Raw genomic sequence first — 21,993 nt, forward strand, 5'->3', positions numbered from 1 at the left:
TCACGCTCCTCAGATGTTCCGGAAGCGGTTGATGGCGTCCAGGTGCTCGGCGCGCATCTCCTCGTCGCGCACGCCCAGGCCCTCCTCGGGGGCGAGGCAGAGCACGCCGACCTTGCCCTGGTGGGCGTTGCGGTGGACGTCGTGGGCGGCCTGGCCGGTCTCCTCCAGGGAGTACACCTTGGAGAGCGTGGGGTGGATCTTGCCCTTGGCGATCAGGCGGTTGGCCTCCCAGGCCTCGCGGTAGTTGGCGAAGTGGGAGCCGATGATGCGCTTCAGCGACATCCACAGGTAGCGGTTGTCGTACTCGTGCATGTAGCCCGAGGTCGAGGCGCACGTGGTGATGGTGCCGCCCTTGCGGGTGACGAAGACACTCGCGCCGAAGGTCTCGCGGCCCGGGTGCTCGAAGACGATGTCGATGTCCTCGCCGCCGGTGAGTTCGCGGATGCGCTTGCCGAAGCGCTTCCACTCCTTCGGGTCCTGGGTCTGCTCGTCCTTCCAGAACCGGTAGCCCTCGGCGTTGCGGTCGATGATCGCGTCGGCGCCCATGGAGCGGCAGATCTCCGCCTTCTGCGGCGAGGAGACGACGCAGATCGGGTTGGCCCCGCCGGCCAGCGCGAACTGGGTGGCGTAGGAGCCGAGGCCGCCGCTGGCGCCCCAGATGAGCACGTTGTCGCCCTGCTTCATGCCGGCGCCGTTGCGGGAGACCAGCTGGCGGTAGGCGGTGGAGTTGACCAGGCCCGGGGCCGCGGCCTCCTCCCAGCTGAGGTGGCCCGGCTTGGGCATCAGCTGGTTGGACTTGACCAGGGCGATCTCCGCGAGGCCGCCGAAGTTGGTCTCGAAGCCCCAGATGCGCTGCTCGGGGTCGAGCATCGTGTCGTTGTGGCCGTCGGACGACTCCAGCTCGACGGAGAGGCAGTGCGCGACGACCTCGTCGCCGGGCTGCCAGGCGTTGACGCCGGGACCGGTGCGCAGCACGACGCCGGCCAGGTCGGAGCCGATGATGTGGTACGGCAGGTCGTGGCGCTTGGCCAGCTCGTTGGTGCGGCCGTAGCGCTCCAGGAAGCCGAACGTCGACAGCGGCTCGAAGATCGAGGTCCACACCGAGTTGTAGTTGACCGAGGAGGCCATGACGGCCACCAGGGCCTCGCCGGGGCCCAGCTCGGGCAGCGGCACCTCGTCCAGGTGGATCGACTTGCGCGGGTCCTTGTCGCGGGTCTCGAGGCCCGCGAACATCTCGGTCTCGTCCTTGTGCACGGTGATCGCGCGGTACGACTCGGGGAGCGGCAGTGCGGCGATGTCGGCCCGGGTGGAGTCGGGCGACTGGATCGCGTCCAGGATGTCCTTCACGGTGTTGCCTCCGGCGGTGAGCGCCCTGAGGGAGGGGCGCTGAGGGTGACGTCGGTGCTGATGAGGGTGGGTGAGGGTGCCTGTGACGCAGGCGTTCGGACGCGCAGGGGATGAGGTGCGGGGACAGCCCGAACACCTTCAACGTATGACACCGCGTGTCACCCCGCAAGGCACTGAGTGCCAGAAAATGTTCTCAGATGAATTCTTTACCCGACAGATGAGCGATGATCGATCGAAGGGGGGTTCCGGGGCCGCTGAAAAGGGGCACTGACATGCAAAAACGGCCACCCGGGGGGTGGCCGTCGTCACAGCGGGAAAGCGGGTCGGTGCGTGGTGTCAGTGCTCCTTGAGGGCCTGCTCGATGGTGCGCATGACCTCGTGCAGCGGTGCGTCGGTGCGCGCGACCGTCACCAGCACCTCGCCCTGCACGGCGGCCGAGGAGGAGGCCGGCCGCGCGGCGGCGGTGGAGCGCCCGGCGCCGATGCCCGTGCCGAACGTCCGGCGCACGATCGCGAAGGCGTGGTCGAGCTGGGCCTCCACGTCCCCCTGCCCGCCCGCCCGGAGCCAGCGCCGCAGCACGTGGTTGTGGGCGGTGACCACGGCGGACGCGGCGACCTCCGCCAGCAGCGGGTCGTCGTTGGCGTCGTCGTCGTGCGCGTGCTCGTCGAAGTGGCCCAGCAGGTAGCGGGTGAAGAGGCGCTCGTAGCGGGCCACGGACGCGATCTCCGCCTCCCGCAGGGTGGGCACCTCGCGGGTCAGCTTGTAGCGGGCGACCGAGATCTCCGGCCGGGCCGCGTACATCTTCATGACCTCTTTGATGCCGCGGCACACCGTGTCGAGCGGGTGCTCGTGCGCGGGTGCCGCGTTGAGCACGGCCTCGGCACGGACCAGGGTGTCGTCGTGGTCCGGGAAGATCGCCTCTTCCTTGGAGCGGAAGTGCCGGAAGAAGGTGCGGCGGGCGACCCCGGCCTGCGCCGCGATCTCGTCGACGGTGGTCGCCTCGTACCCCTTGGTCGCGAACAGCTCCATCGCGGCCGCCGCCAGCTCCCGGCGCATTTTCAGCCGCTGGGCGGCGGCTCGGCTGCCGGCCGCGCTCTCCGGAGCGTCGGGCGTGGCTGGTGTACGTGTGGACCTGGCGGGCTGGGACATGACCCGAACGTACTGCATGTGCACGCAATCATGCGCGTGACCGGGGATTCCCCCGCCCGCGGGGGGCGGGGGAGACCCGGCGGGATCGAGCAGCCCGCCCCAGTCCTCCTCGGACCGGAACCAGTCGCCCGGCCGCTCAGCGGCGGGCATACTCGCGGAAACCGCGGCCCGTCTTGCGGCCGAGGCAGCCCGCGGCCACCAGGTGCTCCAGGAGGGGCGCCGGAGCCAGTCCCGGGTCGCGGAACTCGCGGTGCAGGACCTTCTCGATGGCCAGCGAGACGTCCAGCCCGACCACGTCGAGCAGTTCGAAGGGCCCCATCGGGTAGCCGCCGCCCAGCTTCATCGCCGCGTCGATGTCGTCCAGCGTGGCGTAGTGCTCCTGGACCATCTTCACGGCGTTGTTCAGGTACGGGAAGAGCAGCGCGTTGACGATGAAACCGGCCCGGTCGCCGCAGTCCACGGCGTGCTTGCGGATCTTCGCGCAGACCTCCCGGACGGTGGCGTGCACGTCGTCGGCCGTCAGCACCGTGCGGACCACCTCGACCAGCTTCATGGCCGGCGCCGGGTTGAAGAAGTGCATGCCGATCACGTCCTGCGGGCGCGAGGTGGCGCGGGCGCAGGCGACGACGGGCAGCGAGGAGGTGGTGGTGGCGAGCACCGCGCCCGGCTTGCAGACCTTGTCCAGCGTGGCGAACAGCTGCCGCTTGACCTCCAGGTCCTCCGCGACCGCCTCGACGGCGAGGTCGACGTCGGCGAAGTCGTCGTAGGTGCCGGTCGGTGTGATCCGCTCCAGTGTCCGCGCGGCCGCCTCCGCGGTGAGCCGGCCCTTGTCGACACCGCGGGCCAGGGACTTGCCGATCCGGGCCTTGGCCGTCTGCGCCTTCTCCGCGCTGCGGGCGGCGAGCACGACCTCGTACCCGGCCTTGGCGAACACCTCGGCGATGCCGGACGCCATGGTGCCGGAACCGGCGACGCCCACCGAGCGCACGGGACGGCCCGGGACCGGGGTGTCACCCGCCTTCGGGGTCAGGGCGTCGGGGACGACGACCGCGCTGCCCGGCGCCTCGTAGGTGTAGAAGCCGCGCCCGGCCTTGCGGCCCGTCAGGCCGGCCTCGCTGAGCTGGCGGAGGATCGGGGCGGGGGCGTGCAGACGGTCGTGGGAGGCGGTGTACATGGCCTCCAGGACCGTGCGCGCGGTGTCCACTCCGATCAGGTCCAGCAGTGCCAGCGGCCCCATGGGCAGTCCGCAGCCGAGTCGCATCGCGGCGTCGATGTCCTCGCGGGAGGCGTAGTTCGCCTCGTACATCGCCGCGGCCTGGTTCAGGTAGCCGAACAGCAGGCCGTCGGCGACGAACCCGGGCCGGTCGCCGACCGCGACGGGCTCCTTGCCGAGATCCAGGGCGAGGTCGGTGACCGCCGCCACGGCGCCCGGGGAGGTCAGCACGGAGGAGACGACCTCCACCAGCTTCATCGCCGGTGCCGGGTTGAAGAAGTGCAGGCCGAGCACCCGCTCCGGGCGGGACGACTCGGCGGCCAGCCGCGTGACGGACAGGGCGTTGGTTCCGGTCGCCAGGATCGTCTCGGGGCGCACGATCCCGTCCAGCTCCCGGAAGACCTGCTGTTTGATCTCGTACGACTCCGGCACCACCTCGATCACCAGGTCGGCGTCGGCGGCCTCCCGCAGGTCGGTCGAGGTGCGCACGCGGGCGAGGGCCTCGGCGCGCTCCTGCTCGGTGAGGCGTCCGCGCTCGACGGAGCGGGCGGTGGAGGACTCCAGGGCGGCGACGGCGGTCGCGGCCTGCGCCTCGCTGACGTCGATGCCGACGACGTCGCGGCCGGCCCGGGCCAGGACCTCGGCGATGCCGGTGCCCATGGTGCCGAGGCCGACGACGGCGATGGTCCGGAGCGGGGACAGGGAGGAGTGGGACAGGGGAGTGGCCATCGCGGGACTCCAGGAATGAGGGTGACGACGGGAACGTCCCGGACGCGCCTCGGGCGCGCACCGGGTCCGTGAGGGAAGGAGTGCGGGTGTTGCCGGGCTGACTGGCGCACACGCCCGGTGCCGGCGCGGAGGGCGTGCACACGCCCGCGCGGCGGCGGTGTCCGACCGGCCCTGTCCCGGGGCTCGGTCGCGCTGCGGTACCTAGGTGCCCGGTACCGGACCGACTGCTCTCACCGCGGCTGCGTCACCAAACCGCCGTGAGGAGTACCGCGAGTGGGTAACTCGCTCGTCTGAGATTAACTCGCGGGTAACGAGCGCGCCAGCCCCCGGTGTTCGTGATGTACGTCCCACGGGGCCCGCGGCGCCCCTAACCTCGGTGTCATGGACGAAGAGTTGCGAACGCTCACGGAGCGCTTACGGGCCGAGGCGGACGCGCCGGGGGCCCCGGACGGCCCGGCGGCGTACGACCGGCTGGTGGCGACCGGGGACCCGGACGAGCTGGCCGCGGTGCTCACCGAGCCCGGGCACCAGCTCTGGGCCCGGGAACTGGCCGCGTTCCGGCTGGGCGTTGCCGGGGACCCGCGGGCCTTCGAGGCCCTCGTGCTGCTGCTGAACCACCGCGACCCGCCGCGCTGCGCCGCCGCCGCCCACGCCCTCGCCCGCCTCGGCGACCCCCGCACCGCCCGCGCCGCCGCCGCCCTCGCCACCAACGAACTGCGGGTCGCCTACGCCCTGCACCCGGTGCGGCTGCTGGTGGAACTGCGCGCTCCCGAGGCCGTGCCCGCCCTCATCACCACGTTGCAGCGACGGCTGCGTCCGCACGACCCGTACCGGCGGGTGGCGCTCGCCTGCGTCGAGGGGCTCGGCACGCTCGGCGACCGCCGGGCCGAACCCGTCCTGAAGGAGGCCCTGGCCCACCCGGCGCTGGCGGAGGCGGCGGTGCGGGCGCTGGCGCGGATCCCGGGCCGGCGGTGAGCCGTCGAGGCGCGGCCGCGGGCCGGCGAGGACCGGGGGTGAGCCGTCAGCCGGCCAGTCGCCTCGCGTACCGCACCTCGGGCACCGCGACCCCCGCCACCTCGAACGGCTCCTCGGCACCGTCGGCGGTGAAACCCTCCCGTTCGTAGAAGCGCCGGGCGCGGGCGTTGCCCTCGACCACCCACAGGAGCACGCGCGCGTGCCCGGCGGCCGCGCACCGGCGCACCGTCTCCTGGAGCAGTGCCTGCCCGACACCGGTGCCGAAGCGCCCCACGTCCACGTAGAGCGCGTACAACTCGGCGTCCTCGGTCAGCAGTTCGCCGTCCCGGTACGGGCCGTGGCAGGCCCAGCCGACGACCTCGCCGCCGTCCTCCTCGGCGACCAGGTTCACCACGTCGTCCGGGGCGCGGGTGAAGAGAACGCGGCGCCGCCGGACGTCCCGGGCGACGTCCAGCTCGTCCAGGTACCGCTGCGGCATGAGGCCCCGGTACGCCGTCCGCCAGCCCAGGACACGGATCTCGGACACCCGGTCGCAGTCGGCGAGGGTCATCTCCCGGACGCGCGCCCCGCTCACGGGGCGACGACCGCGAACGCCTCGATCTCCATCAGGAACTCCGGCCGGACCAGGCCCGCGACCCGCACCGCCGAGGCGGCGGGCAACCGGTCGTCGGGCAGGTGCGCGGCGCGGGCCGCGCGGATCGCGGGCATGTACGCCATGTCCGTGACGAAGAAGGTCAGCTTCACCACGTCGTCGAAGGTCGCGCCGGCCGCCGCGAGGCACCTGCGCAGGTTCTCGAAGACCTGGCGGGCCTGGGCCGCGGGGTCGCCCGCGCCGACCACCTCGCCCGCCTCGTCCAGGGCGAGTTGACCGGATACGGCCACGAACCGCCCGGTACCGAGGACGACATGGGTGTACTGGGTGGCGGGCGCGACGCCCTCGGGTGCGGCGATCCTGGTCAGTCGGCTCATGCGTCCATGGTGGACCACGGGTCGGACAGCGCCTTCGACGGGCTGGGCTACCCCCGGAAGCCGAGCAGCCCGTGCAGCGTCGAGCCGCGTGAGGAGAGGGACGCCGCCTTGGACCGCAGCGGCTTCGGCGCGGGCAGTGCCGCGCACACCGCGTCCGCCTCGCCGTCGCCGCGCGGCACGGTGCCGTCGGCGAGGTAGGCGGCCAGGTGCTGGTCCAGACAGGAGTTGCCGCTCAGCGTGATGCCGTGGTTCCCGCCGCCGTCCTCGACCACCAGGCCGGAGCCGCGCAGCAACCGGTGCACGGTGACGCCGCCCTCGTAGGGGGTGGCCGCGTCGCCGGTCGCCTGGAACAGCAGGGCCGGCGGGAGGTCCTGGTTGGTGACGTCCACCGGCCGCCGCGCCTTGGTGGGCCAGAAGGCGCACGGCGCGTTGTACCAGGCGTTGTTCCAGGTCATGAAGGGCGCCTTCGCGTACGCGTCCTCGTTGTCCTCGCGCCACCGGTCCCAGTCGCGGGGCCAGGCGGCGTCGCGGCACTGCACGGAGGTGTAGACGCTGTAGCCGTTCTCGCCGGCGGCGTCCACGGCGCCGAAGTCCTCGTACGCCTCCACCAGCGGGTCGGTGTCCGCGTCGTTCACGTACGCGGCGAACGCCTCCGCCAGGTAGGGCCAGTAGCCGTTGTAGTAGCCGCCGGGGAGGAAGGTGTCCTCCAGTTCCGAGGCGCCGACCTTCCCGCCCGCAGGCTCCTTCGCCAGCGCCGACCGCATGCCGTACCACGCGGCCTCGATCCGCTCCGGGTCGGTGCCCAGCCCGTACGTCCCGTCGTGCTCGGCGATCCAGGCCAGGAAGGCCCGGTGGCGGTCGTCGAAGACGTGGTCCTGGTTGAGGTTGGCGTCGTACCAGACGTCGGTCGGGTCGACGACGGAGTCCAGGACCAGGCGGCGCACGCGGTCCGGGTGGAGCTTCGCGTAGACGGCGCCCAGATAGGTGCCGTACGAGTAGCCGAAGTAGTTGATCCGCTCCGCGCCGAGCGCCCTGCGGATCGCGTCCACGTCCCGCGCCGCGCTGACCGTGTCGACGTACGGCAGCACCTCCGCGTACTGCGCGCCGCAGGCGTCGGCGAATGCCTTCGCGCGCGCGAGGTTGGCCTTCTCGGCGGCGGCGGTGGCGGGCAGGGAGTCGGGGCGCACCGGATCGAAGTGGCCCGGCAGGCAGTTCAGAGCGGGCTCGCTCTTCCCCACGCCCCGCGGGTCGAACCCGATGACGTCGTACTGCGCGGCCACCTCGGGGGGGAGCGAGGACGCCACGAACCCGGCGAGGGTCAGCCCGCTGCCGCCGGGTCCGCCGGGGTTGACCAGCAGGGGTCCCTGGTACGTCGATCCGGTGTGCGGGACGCGGGACAGCGCCAGCGTGATCCGCCTCCCGTCCGGGCGGGCGTGGTCGAGCGGCACCGACAGGGAAGCGCACTGGAGGGTGGGGTAGTCGGCCGTGCCGCACTTCTTCCAGCTGGGCTTGGCGGCCTGCGCGGTGCCCGCCCGGTGCGGCGCGCTCGCCTCGGCGGGCAGCGCCGTGACGGTCCCGGCGGCGATGACGGCGGCGCCGCACAGCACGGCTGCGCGTTGTCTCATGGCGTTCTCCCAGGACTCGCGGGGCGGAGCGGCTGCGGCCCGCGCGGGTCGCGGTCCTCGCCGCATCGTCCCGGCGAGCGCCGGCGCAAGAACGCTTTCTGTCGGGACTTGACCCAATTGGGTCGATGGATGCCCTCGAATGCCCGGGGGAGCGACCGTCAGGGGGAGCGACCGTCAGAGGAGCGACAGCTGGACCGGTTCGGCCGGCGTCGTCCCGGAGGTCCCGGGTCCGGCCGCCGTACCGCCCGCGGCCGGCTCCGGTCGCGCGATCCGACGCGGCGTCCCCCCGCGGGCGGGGCCGATGCCGTACTCCTCGGCCAGGTCGTGCACCTGGCGGGTGATCCGGCGCTGGTACCACTTGGGGGCGTAGGCGCCCTCCGCGTACAGCCGCTCGTAGCGGCGCACCAGGTGCGGGTGGTGCTGACCCAGCCAGCTCATGAACCACTCCCGGGCGCCCGGCCGCAGGTGCAGCACCAGCGGTGTCACGGACGTGGCGCCCGCGGCCGCGACGGCGCGCACGGTCGCGCGCAGCTGGGCCGGCTCGTCGCCCAGGAACGGGATGACCGGCGCCATCAGCACCCCGCACCCGATGCCGTGCCGCGCGAGGGTCCGGACCACCTCCAGGCGGCGCTCCGGCGCGGGCGTCCCCGGTTCCACGGTGCGCCACAGCTCCGTGTCGGTGAAGCCGACCGAGACCGAGATCCCGACGTCGGTCACCCGCGCGGCCCGCGTCAGCAGGTCGAGGTCGCGCAGGATCAGCGTGCCCTTGGTCAGGATCGAGAAGGGGTTCGCCCGCTCGGTGAGGGCCGAGACGATGCCCGGCATCAGCCGGTAGCGGCCCTCGGCGCGCTGGTAGCAGTCGACGTTGGTGCCCATCGCGACGTGCTCGCCCTGCCAGCGGGGCGAGGCCAGCTGGCGGCGGAGCAGCTCGGGCGCGTTCACCTTCACGACGATCTGGGAGTCGAAGCCGAGCCCCGTGTCGAGGTCCAGGTAGCTGTGCGTCTTGCGGGCGAAGCAGTACACGCACGCGTGCGTGCAGCCCCGGTAGGGGTTCACGGTCCACTCGAACGGCATGCGCGAGGCGCCCGGCACCCGGTTGAGGATCGAGCGGGCCCGCACCTCATGGAAGGTGATGCCGCGGAACTCGGGCGTGTCGATCGTGCGGGTGGTCACCGCGTCCGCGCCGAACAGCGCGGGATCGGCGGCCCGGGCGTGGTCGGAGTCCGTGAGGTTCTCCCAGCGCATTGACGCCTCCTCGGTAGCACTCCCCCCACAATAGAACACGTGTTCCCTTGATCGTGCGGACGAGTCGCGCGGGGCCGCTTCACGCCCCCGGATTTGGTGGCCGGGCGGCGGGGTGGTTGGCTTGCCCGGACCCCGAGAACCAGGCCCTGGAGGAACCCGATGGCGCAGGTCGAGGCGACTACGGAGCGGATCGTCGCAGCGGACGCGGAGACGGTGTTCGACACCCTCGCCGACTACAGCGGCACCCGCGCGAAGCTGCTGCCCGAGCAGTTCAGCGAGTACGAGGTCCGCGAGGGCGGCGACGGCGAGGGCACCCTCGTCCACTGGAAGCTCCAGGCCACCAGCAAGCGCGTGCGTGACTGCCTGCTGGAGGTCACCGAGCCGACCGACGGCGAACTCGTCGAGAAGGACCGCAACTCCTCCATGGTCACCACCTGGCGGGTCACCCCGGCCGGCGAGGGGAAGTCCCGGGTGGTCGTCGTCACCACCTGGCAGGGCGCCGGCGGTGTCGGCGGCTTCTTCGAGAAGACCTTCGCGCCCAAGGGCCTCGCGCGGATCTACGACGCCCTGCTCGTCAAGCTCGCGGCCGAGGTCGAGAAGTAGTCAAAGCGCAAGCCGGGGGCGGCCGTTGGCCGCCTCACCGGTTCGAGTGATCTCCGCCCGAAACCACCGCACTTCCGTAACTCGTCGCACTTGTTCGCAGTTGCCGCATCAGGCGGCAATTGTGAGCAGGTGTGACGAGGGGAGCGGAACATGGGCGGGATCACTCTGGTGCAGGACGAACCGGTCGCCGCGCCCCCGACACCCCCCGATCCCCCCGCACCGGGGCCCGAGCCGGGAGCGGGGCTGAGCCCGCGCCGGGTGCGGCTCGTGTTCGTCGGACTGATGCTGGCGCTGCTGCTCGCCGCGCTGGAGCAGATGATCGTCGCCACCGCGCTGCCGAAGATCGTCGGCGAGCTGCACGGCCTGGACAAGATGTCCTGGGCGATCACCGCCTACCTGCTCACCTCCACCGTCGGCCTGCCGATCTACGGCAAGCTCGGTGACCTCTTCGGACGCAAGGGCGTCTTCCAGTTCGCCATCCTGGTGTTCGTCGTCGGCTCGGCGCTCGCCGGACGGGCGCAGACCATGGACCAGCTGATCGCCTTCCGCGCCGTGCAGGGTGTCGGTGCGGGCGGCCTGATGATCGGCGTCCAGGCGATCATCGCGGACATCGTGCCGCCCCGCGAACGCGGCCGGTTCATGGGCCTGATCGGTGCCGCCTTCGGGCTCGCCTCGGTCGCCGGTCCGCTGCTGGGCGGTTACTTCACCGACCACCTCTCCTGGCGCTGGTGCTTCTACGTCAACATCCCCTTCGGCCTGGTCACCATGGCCGTCGTGGCCGTGGTCCTGAAACTGCCCAAGCCGCAGGCCAAGCCGCGCCTGGACATCCTCGGGGCGCTGCTGCTCGCCGCCGCCTCCACCTGTCTGGTGCTGCTCACCAGCTGGGGAGGGACCGAGTACGCGTGGGGATCGAGGGTCATCCTGGGCCTCGCGGCCGGAGCGGTCGCCACCACGGTCCTCTTCCTGGTCGCCGAACACTTCGCGCCCGAACCGCTGATCCCGCTGCGGCTCTTCCGGGACTCCGTCTTCAACATCACCGGCCTGGTGGGCCTCGTCATCGGCGTCGCCCTGTTCGGCGCCGCCAGCTACCTGCCGACCTTCCTGCAGATGGTCGACGGCGCCACCGCCACCGAGTCGGGCCTGCTGATGCTGCCGATGATGGGCGGCATCGTCGGTGCCTCGATCATCTCCGGGCAGCTGATCAGCCGTACCGGGCACTACCGGTCCCACCCGATCCTCGGCAGCGCGCTGTCCGTCGTCGGCATGTGGCTGCTGTCCCGGCTCGACGCCGACACGCCCCGGCTGCACTACAGCATCTGGATGGCCGTCCTCGGCGCCGGTATCGGCATGGTGATGCCGGTCCTCGTCCTCGCCGTGCAGAACTCCGTGCGCCCCGCCGACCTGGGCACCGCCACCAGCGCCAACAACTACTTCCGGCAGATCGGCGGCAGCGTCGGCGCGGCGATCTTCGGCACGCTCTTCGCCGACCGGCTCACCGACGCCCTCGCCGACCGGGTCCCCGCCGAGGCGGGCGCCGCCCTGCCCGACGCCGAGGCCATCACCCCCCAGCTCGTCCACTCCCTGCCCCCGGCGCTGCGCGACGCCTACATCGGGGCGTACGCCGACGCCATGCCGCGGATCTTTCTCTACCTGGTGCCGGTGCTCGTCCTCGGGCTGCTCATCGCCCTCTTCCTCAAGGAGAAACCACTGGTGTCCCACAACGCCCCCGTCACCGACCCGGGGACCGCTCCGCCCGTCGCCCCCGTGCCGTCGGCCCGGTCCCCCCACGCCGCCGGCATCCCGGTCTGCGGCACGGTGCAGCATCCCGACGGCACCGTCGTGCCCCGCGCGGCGCTCACCCTCATCGACGTCGGCGGCCGGCAGATCGGCCGGGGCGCCAGCGGCGAGGACGGACGGTACGCGCTGGCCACCCCCGGCCCGGGGGCATACGTCCTGATCGCCGCGGCCGGCGGCCACCAGCCGCAGGCGGTCTCCGTGACCGTCGGCGAGCGCCCGGTGGACCTGGACGTCGTCCTGGGCGGCGCCGGGCGGCTCGCCGGCAGTGTGCTCACCGCCGACGGCAGCCCCGTGCGCGACGCGATCGTCACCCTCACCAACGTCCACGGAGAGGTGGTCGCCACCACCCGCAGCGGCCGGGAGGGCGGTTACGTCATCACCGAGCTGGTGGCCGGCGAGTACACCCTCGCCGCCAGCGCCCCCGCCTTCCGCCCGGCCGCCCTGCCGGTCAGCGTCCAGGCAGCCCGGGAGACCCGCCAGGACGTCGAGCTGGCGGGCGGCGCCGTGCTGCGCGGCACCGTGCGCGCCAGTGCCGGACGGGCCGTGGAGGACGCCCGCGTGACGCTGCTCGACGCGGCGGGCAACGTGGTGGACACGCTGACCACCGGACCCGACGGCACCTTCCGGTTCGTCGACCTGTCCTCCGGCGAGTACACCGTCATCGCCGCCGGCTACCCGCCCGTCGCCACCGTCCTCCAGGTGGCCGGCGGCGGCCGGACGGAACGCGACCTCCAGCTCGGGCACGAGGACTGAGCCCTTGGCACCGGCGCGCGCGTGCGCGCCGGTGCGTCCGCCCTGCCCCCACGGCCCTCGTCGAACCCGCCGCGGCCCGCTGGGGCGCGCGCCGTTCGCACGTCCGGTGAAGGAATGCGCCGGGCGCTTGTGGCGGTGCACCGGGCGCGGTACACCGTACGGGTCCGTCGCCTCCGACGGGCTGTACGTCGTCGCACCTGGGGAGACGGGCATGAGCGTGACGAGCCGGTACCGGGACGCCTGGGAGAGCTTCTGGAACGAGGCGCCCGAGGGACAGGGAGCGGTGTTCTGGGACGCGGAGCCGATGCTGACCTCCGGCCGCCACCTGGCCCACTTCGAGCCGCACCTGGTCGACCCCGCACTGCCGTTGATCGACCTCGGCTGCGGCAACGGCACCCAGACGCGCTTCTTCGCCGACCGCTTCCCGCACGTCGTCGGCGCCGACCTGAGCGCCGCGGCCCTCGACCACGCCCGCCGCTTCGACCCCGCCGGCCGGGCCGCCTACCGGCAGCTGGACGCCGCCGACAAGGCCGAGGCGCAGACGCTGCACGCGGAGCTGGGCGACGCCAACGTCTATGTGCGGGGCGTCCTGCACCAGTGCGAGCCCGATGACCGGCAGCCGTTGGCCGAGGCCCTCGCCGTACTCCTCGGTACCCGCGGACGCGCCTTCCTGGTGGAGCCCGCCCAGGCCGCCCGGACGGTCCTCGCGGCGCTGGCCCAGGACCCCGAGGGCCCGCCGGCCAAACTGGCCCCCGTCCTGCGGCACGGGCTGACCCCCGGCGCCGTCCCCGACGAGGCGGTGCCGCAGCACCTGCGCGCGGCCGGACTGACCGTCCTGGCCACTGGCGAACTCCCGCTGTACACCACGGAGTACACACCGGACGGCACCAGGATCGAGCTGCCGTCGACGTGGGTGGTGGCGGGCCCGGGCACGGGGTGACGTGGCCTGCCCGGCGACGACGCACGAGACGGTGCCGCCCGACGCGTGGCCGCTGGGCCGGGGGGGGGCGGACACGGGACGGTTCGTCCGGCGGTGCCGGCACGACGACGGGGACGCGACCGGCGCGGCCGGCTTCCGGCTGCCCGCGCTGTCCCGTTCCCGGAACCGGCCCCCGCCGTGGCGCGGCGCTACGGCCAAGACGTCGTCCGGGGGCTGGTGACGGCCGCCGCGCGGGCGTGGGAGCCGCCGTGGGCCACCTTCGCCGACTCCCTGCGGGAGACGGGCCGCGGCGAGACCGGGCGAGGGCGCCCCGTCGGCTTCCTGACCTGGACGCCGGACCCCCCGGAGCCCGTCCTGGCCGACCTGCCGGAACTCGGTCGCGAGGAGGACGCGGGCGGGTCCCTGCTGACCCGGCCCGACGGGTGGAGGCCGTTTCCCGCTCCTTCGTAGCCGCCTCCCGCTTCGGCGCGTAACGTGACGCCCCATGAAGATCCTCATCAGCGCCGACATGGAGGGCGCCACCGGTGTCACCTGGCCGGCCGACGTGCTGCCGGGGACGCCGCAGTGGGAGCGGTGCCGGTCGATGTTCACCTCGGACGTGAACGCCGCCGTGCTGGGCTTCCTGGACGGCGGCGCCGACGAGGTGCTCGTCAACGAGGCCCACTGGACCATGCGCAACCTGCTCCTGGAGCAGCTCGACGAGCGGACCCAGATGCTCACCGGCCGGCACAAGGCCCTCTCCATGGTGGAGGGCGTGCAGCACGGGGACGTGGACGGCATCGCCTTCATCGGCTACCACGCCGGCGCCGGCATGGAGGGCGTCCTCGCGCACACCTACCTCGCCAACCAGATCACCGGCGTCTGGCTCAACGACGTACGGGCCAGCGAGGGACGGCTCAACGCGCACGTCGTCGCCGAGTACGGGGTGCCGGTGGTCCTGGTCACCGGGGACGACGTGGCCTGCGAGGACGCGCTCGGCTACGCGCCCGGGGCGCTGAAGGTCGCCGTCAAGGACCATGTGTCGCGGTACGCGGCGGTGTGCCGTACGCCGGCCAGGACCGCCGCCGACATCCGGGCGGCGGCGAAGGAGGCGGCGGCCCTCGCGGTGCGCCACGAGCCGGTGAGCGGCGGGCCGTTCACGGTCGCGGTGGAGTTCGACGCCGAGCACCTGGCCGCGGCCTCGACGGTGGTGCCGGGCGTGGCCCGGATCGGGGAGCGGAAGGTGGCGTACACCCACGACACCATGTTCGACGCGATCCGTACGTTCAAGGCGGTCACCACGATCGCCTCCGCCGCCGTGGAGGAGCAGTATGGCTGAGCAGACCCGGCACACCGGCGCCGAGGCACTGGACGAGGTCGTCCGGTTCACCTCCGAGCTGATCCGGATCGACACGACCAACCGGGGCGGCGGCGACTGCCGGGAGCGCCCGGCCGCCGAGTACGCCGCCGCGCGGCTCGCCGAGGCCGGCATCGAGCCCACGCTGCTGGAGCGGACCGAGGGCCGGACGAACGTCGTGGCCCGCATCGAGGGCACCGACCCGTCGGCCGACGCGCTGCTCGTCCACGGCCACCTGGACGTGGTGCCCGCCGAGGCCGCCGACTGGAGCGTGCACCCCTTCTCCGGGGAGGTCCGCGACGGGGTCGTCTGGGGGCGCGGCGCCGTCGACATGAAGAACATGGACGCGATGATCCTGGCCGTCGTCCGCGACTGGGCCCGGCAGGGCGTACGGCCCCGGCGGGACGTCGTCATCGCGTTCACCGCGGACGAGGAGGCCAGCGCCGAGGACGGCTCCGGCTTCCTCGCCGACCGCCACGCCGGGCTGTTCGAGGGCTGCACCGAGGGCGTCAGCGAGTCCGGGGCGTTCACCTTCCACGACGGCGCCGGCCGGCAGTTCTACCCCATTGCCGCAGGTGAGCGCGGGACGGGCTGGCTGAAGCTCACCGCCCGAGGACGGGCCGGCCACGGCTCCAAGGTGAACCGGGAGAACGCGGTCACGCGCCTCGCCGCGGCGGTCACCCGCATCGGCGACCACGAGTGGCCGCTGCGCCTCACCCCGACCGTGCGGGCGGCCCTGACCGAACTAGCCGCCGTCTACGGCATCGAGACCGGCCTCGACGACGTCGACGCCCTGCTGGACAAGCTCGGACCCGCCGCCAAGCTGGTCGAGGCGACCGTCCGCAACAGCAGCAACCCGACCATGCTGGACGCCGGTTACAAGGTCAACGTCATCCCCGGCGAGGCCGTCGCCCAGGTCGACGGGCGCTTCCTGCACGGTCACGAGGACGAGTTCCGCAGCACCCTCGACCGGCTCACCGGACCGGACGTGGACTGGGAGTTCGTCCACCGCGAGGTCGCCCTCCAGGCGCCGGTGGACTCACCCACGTACGCCGGGATGCGCGCCGCCGTCGAGGAGTTCGCCCCGGAGGGGCACGTGGTGCCGTACTGCATGTCGGGCGGCACGGACGCCAAGCAGTTCTCGCGGCTCGGCATCACCGGCTACGGGTTCGCGCCGCTGAAGCTGCCCGAGGGCTTCGACTACCAGGCGCTCTTCCACGGTGTGGACGAACGCGTCCCCGTCGAGGCGCTGCACTTCGGAGTCCGCGTCCTCGACCGGTTCCTGCGCACGGCCTAGGAGCGCGCGCTCCCCGGGCGCACGGCCCGGAAACGAAGCTGGAGGAGAAGTGGGGCAGTCGGTGCAGACACTGGCGTACGGATCGTGGCCCTCGCCCGTCGACGCGGCCCTGGCCGCCGCGCACGACGGGCGGCCCGACGACGTGGGTTTCGTCGGCGACGAGGTGTGGTGGACCGCGCCCCGGCCCGCCGAGGGCGGCCGGCGCACGCTGGTGCGGCGGCGCTTCGACGGTACCGAGGAGTCGGTCCTGCCCGCGCCGTGGAACGTGCGCAGCCGCGTCATCGAGTACGGCGGCCGGCCCTGGGCCGCGCACCCGGGCGATGCCGGGCCGCTGCTGGTCTTCGTGCACTTCGCCGACCAACGCCTGTACGCCTACGAGCCGGGCGGCGGCGAACCCCGCCCCCTGACCCCCGTCTCGACGGTGGGCGGCGGACTGCGCTGGGTCGAACCCGAACTGCGTCCCGAGCGCGGCGAGGTGTGGTGCGTGCTGGAGGAGTTCACCGGCGACGGGCCCACCGACGTGCGCCGGGTCCCGGTGGCGGTGCCGTTGGACGGCTCGGCGGCCGAGGACCGGGGCGCGGTCCGCGAACTCACCGGCGCCCGGCACCGCTTCGTCACCGGCCCCCGCCTCTCGCCCGACGGACGGCGTGCGGCCTGGCTCGCCTGGGACCACCCGCGCATGCCCTGGGACGGCACCGAGCTGATCGTCGCCGAGGTCGGCGACGACGGCCTCCTCCGGGACGGCCGGACCGTCGCCGGTGGCCCCGATGAGTCGATCGCCCAGGCGGACTGGGCACCCGACGGCACGCTGCTGTACGCCTCCGACCGCACCGGCTGGTGGAACCTCTACCGCGACGGGCAGCCGCTGTGCGCCCGAGAGGAGGAGTTCGGCGGCCCGTTGTGGAAGCTCGGACAGCGCTGGTTCACCCCGCTGGACAGCGGTCTCGTCGCCGTCGTGCACGGACGGGGCGCCACCACGCTCGGCATACTCGACCCCGCGACCGGCGAGGTCGTCGACGCGGCCGGCCCCTGGACCGAGTTCGCGGCCACCCTCGCCGCGCACGGTGAACGGATCGTCGCCGTCGGCGCGAGCCCGCGCACCTCCTACGAGGTGGTCGAGCTGGACACCCGTACCGGCCGCGCCCGGGTGATCGGCGCCCCCCACGACGACGCCGTCGACCCGGCCCACTACCCCGAGCCGCGGGCCCGCAGCTTTACCGGACCTGCCGGGCGCGAGATCCACGCCCACCTCTACCCGCCCCACCACCCCGGCTGCCGGGCTGCCGACGGCGAGCTGCCGCCGTACGTGGTGTGGGCGCACGGCGGCCCCACCAGCCGCTCGCCCCTGGTGCTGGACCTGGAGATCGCCTACTTCACCTCGCGCGGCATCGGGGTCGTGGAGGTCAACTACGGCGGTTCCACCGGGCACGGCCGGGAGTACCGCAACCGGCTGCGCGAGCAGTGGGGCGTGGTCGACGTCGAGGACTGCGCCGCCGTCGCCCTCGCCCTCGCCGACGAGGGCACCGCCGACCGGGAGCGGCTCGCCGTGCGGGGCGGCAGCGCGGGCGGCTGGACGGCCGCCGCCTCCCTCGCCACGACCGACGTCTACGCCTGCGGCACGGTCATCTACCCCATCCTCGACCTGACCGGCTGGGGGACGGGGGAGACCCACGACTTCGAGTCGCGGTACCTGGAGAGCCTCATCGGCCCCTACGCCGAGGTCCCGGACCGGTACGCCGAACGGTCCCCCGCCGAGCACGCCGACCGCGTCACCGCGCCGTTCCTGCTGCTCCAGGGGCTGGACGACGTGATCTGCCCGCCCGTGCAGTGCGAGCGCTTCCTCGCCCGGATCGCGGGCCGAGGGGTGCCGCACGCCTACCTCGCCTTCGAGGGCGAGGGACACGGATTCCGCCGGGCGGACACCATGGTGCGCGCCCTGGAGGCCGAGCTGTCCCTCTACGCGCAGGTCTTCGGCCTGACACCGGGGGACGTCCCGACGCTGGAGCTGACCACCTGAGGGAACTGACCCGCCCGGCCCGGCTCGCCCCCGGCGCCCGGGTGGCCGTCGTCGCGCCCAGCGGGCCCGTGCCCGAGGAACGGCTCCAGGCGGGCCTGGACGTACTGCGTGCCTGGGACCTCGACCCGGTCGTGGCCCCGCACGTCCTCGACCGGCACGGCACCTTCGACTACCTCGCGGGCACCGACGCCGACCGGGCCGCCGACCTCCAGGCCGCCTGGTGCGACCCGTCCGTGGACGCGGTGCTGTGCGCCCGCGGCGGCTACGGTGTCCAGCGCATGACCGACCTGCTCGACTGGGCGGCGATGCGCGCGGCCGGGCCCAAGGTGTTCGTCGGCTTCAGCGACATCACCGCCCTGCACGAGGCGTTCGCCGGCCGGCTGGGCCTGGTCACGCTGCACGGGCCGATGGCCGCGGGCGTCGACTTCCTGAAGAACGCCCGGGCGCAGGAGCACCTGAAGGCCACCCTGTTCGCCCCGGAGACCGTGCGCGTCATCGCCTCGGGCGGCACGCCGCTGGTGCCCGGCCGGGCGCGGGGCGTCACCCTCGGCGGCTGCCTGTGCCTGCTCGCCGCCGAACTGGGCACCGCGCACGCCCGTCCCTCCGCCCGCGGCGGGCTGCTGTGCCTGGAGGACGTGGGGGAGGAGACCTACCGGCTGGACCGCTACCTCACCCAGTTGCTGCGCTCCGGCTGGCTCGACGGCGTCGGCGGGGTGCTGCTCGGGTCCTGGCAGGACTGCGAGCCCTACGCGCGGCTGCGGCCGATGCTGGCCGACCGGCTCGGCGGCCTGGGCGTGCCGGTCGTCGAGGACTTCGGCTTCGGCCACTGCGAGGGAGCGCTGACCGTCCCGTTCGGCGTAAGGGCGGAACTCGACACCGACGCCGCGACCCTCACGCTGGACCGGCCGGCCCTGGTCTGACCGGCCCCCCGCGGGGCGGCACGGCGTCGTAGGCTGGCGGGATGCCGCACACCGCACCCCCCCACCTCGCCGAGGGCCCTCGCGTGGGCATACGGCACTTCACCTACGAGGACGGCGCAGAGTTCACCGCCCGGGCGCGGGAGAGCAAGGACCTGCACCACCCGTGGCTCTTCCCGCCGGACACCGCCCAGGCGTACCAGGCCTACGCGTCCCGGCTCATCGAGGACCCGACCAGAGCGGGGTTCCTGGTGTGCGAGAAGGGCACCGGCCCGACCGGCGGCGGCTCCCTCGCGGGATTCGTCAACATCAACAACATCGTCCAGGGCAGCTTCCTCAGCGGCGCGCTCGGCTACGGCGCCTTCGCGCACGCGGCGGGACGCGGGCTGATGCGAGAGGGACTGGACCTCGTCGTGCGGTACGCCTTCGGCCCGATGCGGCTGCACCGGCTGGAGATCAACGTGCAGCCGGGCAACGCGGCCTCGATCGCGCTGGCCCGCGCCTGCGGCTTCCACCTGGAGGGCTTCTCGCCGAGGATGCTCTTCATCGACGGGGCCTGGCGGGACCATCAGCGCTGGGCGGTCACCGCCGAGACCGTGACTTCCGGTTGATCTTCATCGTGTCCAGGTCCGTCACCGTCGACCGCAGGTCCCGGAACCCGTAGCCGAGCCCGCGCAGCGTGCCCTCGGCCCGGTCCTCGGCGATCGCGCCCGCCATCTCCTCGCCGTCCGCCGCGTCCGAGACCACCACATAGCGCATCGAGAAGTGCTTCAGCGGCGCGGGTTCGTACGTCAGGGATCCCTCCTCGGTGAAGCGCATGCTCGCCATGGAGTGGTCCGCGGCCTCGGCGAGCAGCCGGTCACGGGCCTGCTCGGTCAGTCCCTCCCAGGTGCCCCGGACGATCACCCGGTAGGTGTGCTGCTCACTCACGTGCCGCTCCTCGACGTGCCGTTCCCGCGTCACCGCGCCGACCGCCCGACCCTACGCCGCGCCCGGCCCGGCGCCCAGGGAATTAAACGTGAGCGACGTCGCGCCGACGCCCCCTGCGAAGCCCCTGTTCACGGCGGCGCCGAGCGGCTTCCATGGGGAAGCGTGACGACGATCCGACGCGAGGTACTGACCCTGCCCGCCGCGCCGCTGGGACCGGACAACCCCCTGCCGCCGCTGCGCCCCCTGGACGAGGCCCACCGCATCGACGAACGCGACCGGGCGGGCCTGCCCCGCGACATGGCCCGTCAGGTCGACCACGAGCCGCTGCGCAGCCTGCTGCCCCTGCGGGTCCGGGACGGCTACGACCGGCTGCGCCAGGACCGGGAGTTCGACGCCCTCGTCATCGAGAACGACCGGCTGCGGGCCACCGTCCTGCCCGGCCTCGGCGGCCGCGTCGCCTCCCTCCACCACAAGCCGACCGGCCGCGAACTCCTCTACGCCAACCCCGTGTTCCAGCCCGCCAACTTCGCCCTCAACGGCGCCTGGTACTCCGGCGGCATCGAATGGAACATCGGCGCCACCGGACACACCGGCCTCTCCTGCTCGCCCGTGCACGCCGCCCGCGTGCCCGCCCCCGACGGCGGGGAGATGCTGCGCCTGTGGGAGTGGGAGCGGCTGCGCGACCTGCCCTTCCAGGTCGACCTGTGGCTGCCGGAGGGCTCGGAATTCCTGTACGTCGGCGCCCGGATCCGCAACCCGCACGAGCGTCCGGTGGCGACGTACTGGTGGTCCAACATCGCCGTCCCCGAGGACCGGCGCGTCCTCGCCCCGGCCGACGAGGCGTGGCTCTTCGGTTACGAGCGGCGGCTGCGCCGGGTGCCCGTGCCGGTCCACGACGGGGTCGACCGGACGTACCCGCGCAACAGCACCTACCCCGCCGACTGGTTCTACGAGGTGCCACAGGACCGGCGCCGCTGGATCGCCGCGCTCGACGAGGAGGGCCACGGGCTGGTCCAGACCTCGACCGACGTGCTGCGCGGCCGCAAGCTCTTCGTGTGGGGCACGGGGCCCGGGGGACGGCGCTGGCAGGAGTGGCTCACCGAACCCGGCACCGGCGGCTACTGCGAGATCCAGGCCGGACTCGCCCGCACCCAGCTGGAGCACGTCCGGCTGGAGGCGGAGAGCGAGGTGTCCTGGCTGGAGGCGTACGGACCGCTCGACGCGCCCGCCGAGGGCGAGTGGCACGCCGTACTGCGCGGCGCCGAGGACCGCTTGGAGGCGGTCCTGCCGCGCGCCGGCGTCGAGGCGGCGTACGCGGCCTGGCAGCCGTACGCCGACGCCGAGCCCGGCGAGAGCCTCGCCGCCGGGTCGGGCTGGGGCGCCCTCGAAGTGCTGCGCGCGGGCTGGCAGCTGCCCGGCACGCCCTTCGCCGAGAGCACCCTGGGCGAGGAGCAGCGGCCCTGGCTGGAGCTGCTGCGCGCGGGGGCGCTGCCCGAACAGGGACGCCACGAACCACCCGGAGGCACGCTGGTCGCCCGGCCCTGGCGGGACATGCTGGAGACCACGGCCGCCACCCCCGTCGCCGAGTACCACCTCGGCGTCGCCCAGTGGCACGGCGGCGACCGGGCGCAGGCGGTGCGCAGTTGGGAACGCGGCCTGAAGAACGCCGACGCGGGCTGGCCGCTGCTGCGCTGCCTCGCCGTCGCCGACCGGGAGGACGGCCACCACGAGCGGGCCGCCGACCGGTACGCCGCCGCCTTCGACGACCTCTGCGCACAGCCGCGGGACGAGACGGGCACCGGCGGTGACCCGGGGGGTGACGACGACCGGGCGGCCGTCACCACCGCGCTCGGCCGCGAGGCGATCGAGGCCCTGCTCGGCGTCGGACGCACGGCGGACGCCCGCGCGGTGTGGGAGCGGCTGCGTCCCGCGACGCGGGCCCGGGGCCGCTTCCGGCTGATCGAGGCGGCGCTGCTGGTCGCCGAGGGCCGGCCCGAGGAGGCACGGGCCGTCTTCGACGAGGGCTTCGAGGTCGCCGACCTGAGGGAGGGCGACGAGGTCGTCGGCCGCCTGTGGGCGCGGCTCGGCGACGAACCCCTCCCCGCCCGGCACGACTTCCGGATGCGGCCGGACGGGGAGTGACCCGTCCGG

Annotated in this window: 19 protein-coding genes; 11 read left to right on the plus strand and 8 right to left on the minus strand. The window is 73.5% G+C overall.

Annotated elements, in window-relative coordinates; genetic code table 11:
- Positions 1–9: 9 nt before the first annotated feature.
- The 3 genes from ccrA to ACZ6EG_RS13115 all read right to left on the minus strand — a co-directional run bounded on the left by ccrA (position 10) and on the right by ACZ6EG_RS13115 (position 4,438).
- Complete coding sequence (ccrA, locus tag ACZ6EG_RS13105; RefSeq protein WP_383639624.1) at positions 10–1,347, minus strand: crotonyl-CoA carboxylase/reductase; 1,338 nt, start codon at positions 1,345–1,347, stop codon at positions 10–12.
- Between the two features lie 336 nt (positions 1,348–1,683).
- Positions 1,684–2,496 carry a TetR family transcriptional regulator gene (locus ACZ6EG_RS13110; protein WP_391968376.1) on the minus strand — a complete coding sequence of 271 codons (813 nt, stop codon included), beginning with the start codon at positions 2,494–2,496 and terminating at the stop codon, positions 1,684–1,686.
- A 136-nt stretch (positions 2,497–2,632) separates the two neighbouring features.
- Positions 2,633–4,438 carry a 3-hydroxyacyl-CoA dehydrogenase family protein gene (locus tag ACZ6EG_RS13115; protein ID WP_391968375.1) on the minus strand — a complete coding sequence of 602 codons (1,806 nt, stop codon included), beginning with the start codon at positions 4,436–4,438 and terminating at the stop codon, positions 2,633–2,635.
- A 381-nt stretch (positions 4,439–4,819) separates the two neighbouring features.
- On the opposite strand from ACZ6EG_RS13115, the gene ACZ6EG_RS13120 reads away from it, so the two are divergent.
- Complete coding sequence (locus tag ACZ6EG_RS13120; protein WP_391968374.1) at positions 4,820–5,413, plus strand: adenylosuccinate lyase; 594 nt, start codon at positions 4,820–4,822, stop codon at positions 5,411–5,413.
- 46 nt (positions 5,414–5,459) lie between these two features.
- Here the strand turns inward: ACZ6EG_RS13120 and ACZ6EG_RS13125 are convergent, their stop codons facing one another.
- From ACZ6EG_RS13125 to ACZ6EG_RS13140, 4 genes are all read right to left on the minus strand, one after another.
- Positions 5,460–5,963, minus strand: a complete 504-nt coding sequence (locus ACZ6EG_RS13125) for a GNAT family N-acetyltransferase (RefSeq protein WP_469604344.1) — start codon at positions 5,961–5,963, stop codon at positions 5,460–5,462.
- Positions 5,964–5,983: 20 nt separating this feature from the next.
- Positions 5,984–6,382, minus strand: a complete 399-nt coding sequence (locus ACZ6EG_RS13130; protein ID WP_469604176.1) for a RidA family protein — start codon at positions 6,380–6,382, stop codon at positions 5,984–5,986.
- A gap of 47 nt (positions 6,383–6,429) precedes the next feature.
- A complete protein-coding gene (locus tag ACZ6EG_RS13135) occupies positions 6,430–8,007 on the minus strand; it encodes an alpha/beta hydrolase (protein ID WP_391968372.1) in 1,578 nt (525 codons plus the stop codon).
- 174 nt (positions 8,008–8,181) lie between these two features.
- Positions 8,182–9,252 carry an Rv2578c family radical SAM protein gene (locus ACZ6EG_RS13140; protein WP_391968371.1) on the minus strand — a complete coding sequence of 357 codons (1,071 nt, stop codon included), beginning with the start codon at positions 9,250–9,252 and terminating at the stop codon, positions 8,182–8,184.
- 159 nt (positions 9,253–9,411) lie between these two features.
- Here ACZ6EG_RS13140 and ACZ6EG_RS13145 point away from each other — a divergent pair, with 159 nt between their 5' ends.
- The 9 genes from ACZ6EG_RS13145 to ACZ6EG_RS13185 all read left to right on the plus strand — a co-directional run bounded on the left by ACZ6EG_RS13145 (position 9,412) and on the right by ACZ6EG_RS13185 (position 19,523).
- Positions 9,412–9,855: an SRPBCC family protein gene (locus ACZ6EG_RS13145; protein ID WP_391968370.1), complete on the plus strand. Its 444-nt coding sequence runs from the start codon at positions 9,412–9,414 to the stop codon at positions 9,853–9,855.
- A 150-nt stretch (positions 9,856–10,005) separates the two neighbouring features.
- Positions 10,006–12,405, plus strand: a complete 2,400-nt coding sequence (locus ACZ6EG_RS13150; RefSeq protein WP_391968369.1) for an MFS transporter — start codon at positions 10,006–10,008, stop codon at positions 12,403–12,405.
- A gap of 211 nt (positions 12,406–12,616) precedes the next feature.
- Positions 12,617–13,345: a class I SAM-dependent methyltransferase gene (locus ACZ6EG_RS13155; RefSeq protein ID WP_469604182.1), complete on the plus strand. Its 729-nt coding sequence runs from the start codon at positions 12,617–12,619 to the stop codon at positions 13,343–13,345.
- 177 nt (positions 13,346–13,522) lie between these two features.
- Positions 13,523–13,795, plus strand: coding sequence for a hypothetical protein (locus ACZ6EG_RS13160; RefSeq protein WP_391968367.1), 273 nt, complete (start codon positions 13,523–13,525; stop codon positions 13,793–13,795).
- Positions 13,796–13,829: 34 nt separating this feature from the next.
- Positions 13,830–14,663 carry a M55 family metallopeptidase gene (locus ACZ6EG_RS13165; protein ID WP_469604185.1) on the plus strand — a complete coding sequence of 278 codons (834 nt, stop codon included), beginning with the start codon at positions 13,830–13,832 and terminating at the stop codon, positions 14,661–14,663.
- Positions 14,656–15,978: a M20/M25/M40 family metallo-hydrolase gene (locus ACZ6EG_RS13170; RefSeq protein WP_391968366.1), complete on the plus strand. Its 1,323-nt coding sequence runs from the start codon at positions 14,656–14,658 to the stop codon at positions 15,976–15,978. The genes ACZ6EG_RS13165 and ACZ6EG_RS13170 overlap by 8 nt, the downstream gene beginning before the upstream one ends.
- Before the next feature lie 61 nt (positions 15,979–16,039).
- Positions 16,040–17,995 carry a S9 family peptidase gene (locus ACZ6EG_RS13175; RefSeq protein ID WP_469604188.1) on the plus strand — a complete coding sequence of 652 codons (1,956 nt, stop codon included), beginning with the start codon at positions 16,040–16,042 and terminating at the stop codon, positions 17,993–17,995.
- Positions 17,992–18,915, plus strand: coding sequence for a S66 peptidase family protein (locus ACZ6EG_RS13180; RefSeq protein WP_391968364.1), 924 nt, complete (start codon positions 17,992–17,994; stop codon positions 18,913–18,915). The genes ACZ6EG_RS13175 and ACZ6EG_RS13180 overlap by 4 nt, the downstream gene beginning before the upstream one ends.
- A 41-nt stretch (positions 18,916–18,956) precedes the next feature.
- Positions 18,957–19,523 carry a GNAT family N-acetyltransferase gene (locus ACZ6EG_RS13185; protein WP_391968363.1) on the plus strand — a complete coding sequence of 189 codons (567 nt, stop codon included), beginning with the start codon at positions 18,957–18,959 and terminating at the stop codon, positions 19,521–19,523.
- On the opposite strand, the gene ACZ6EG_RS13190 is transcribed toward ACZ6EG_RS13185, so the two are convergent.
- Positions 19,495–19,842: a DUF6204 family protein gene (locus ACZ6EG_RS13190; RefSeq protein WP_391968362.1), complete on the minus strand. Its 348-nt coding sequence runs from the start codon at positions 19,840–19,842 to the stop codon at positions 19,495–19,497. The two genes, ACZ6EG_RS13185 and ACZ6EG_RS13190, sit on opposite strands and share 29 nt — an antisense overlap.
- Positions 19,843–20,004: 162 nt before the next feature.
- On the opposite strand from ACZ6EG_RS13190, the gene ACZ6EG_RS13195 reads away from it, so the two are divergent.
- Positions 20,005–21,984, plus strand: a complete 1,980-nt coding sequence (locus ACZ6EG_RS13195) for a DUF5107 domain-containing protein (protein ID WP_469604193.1) — start codon at positions 20,005–20,007, stop codon at positions 21,982–21,984.
- The last annotated feature ends 9 nt before the right edge of the window (positions 21,985–21,993 follow it).

The sequence above is a fragment of the Streptomyces sp. NPDC041968 genome, assembly GCF_055589025.1.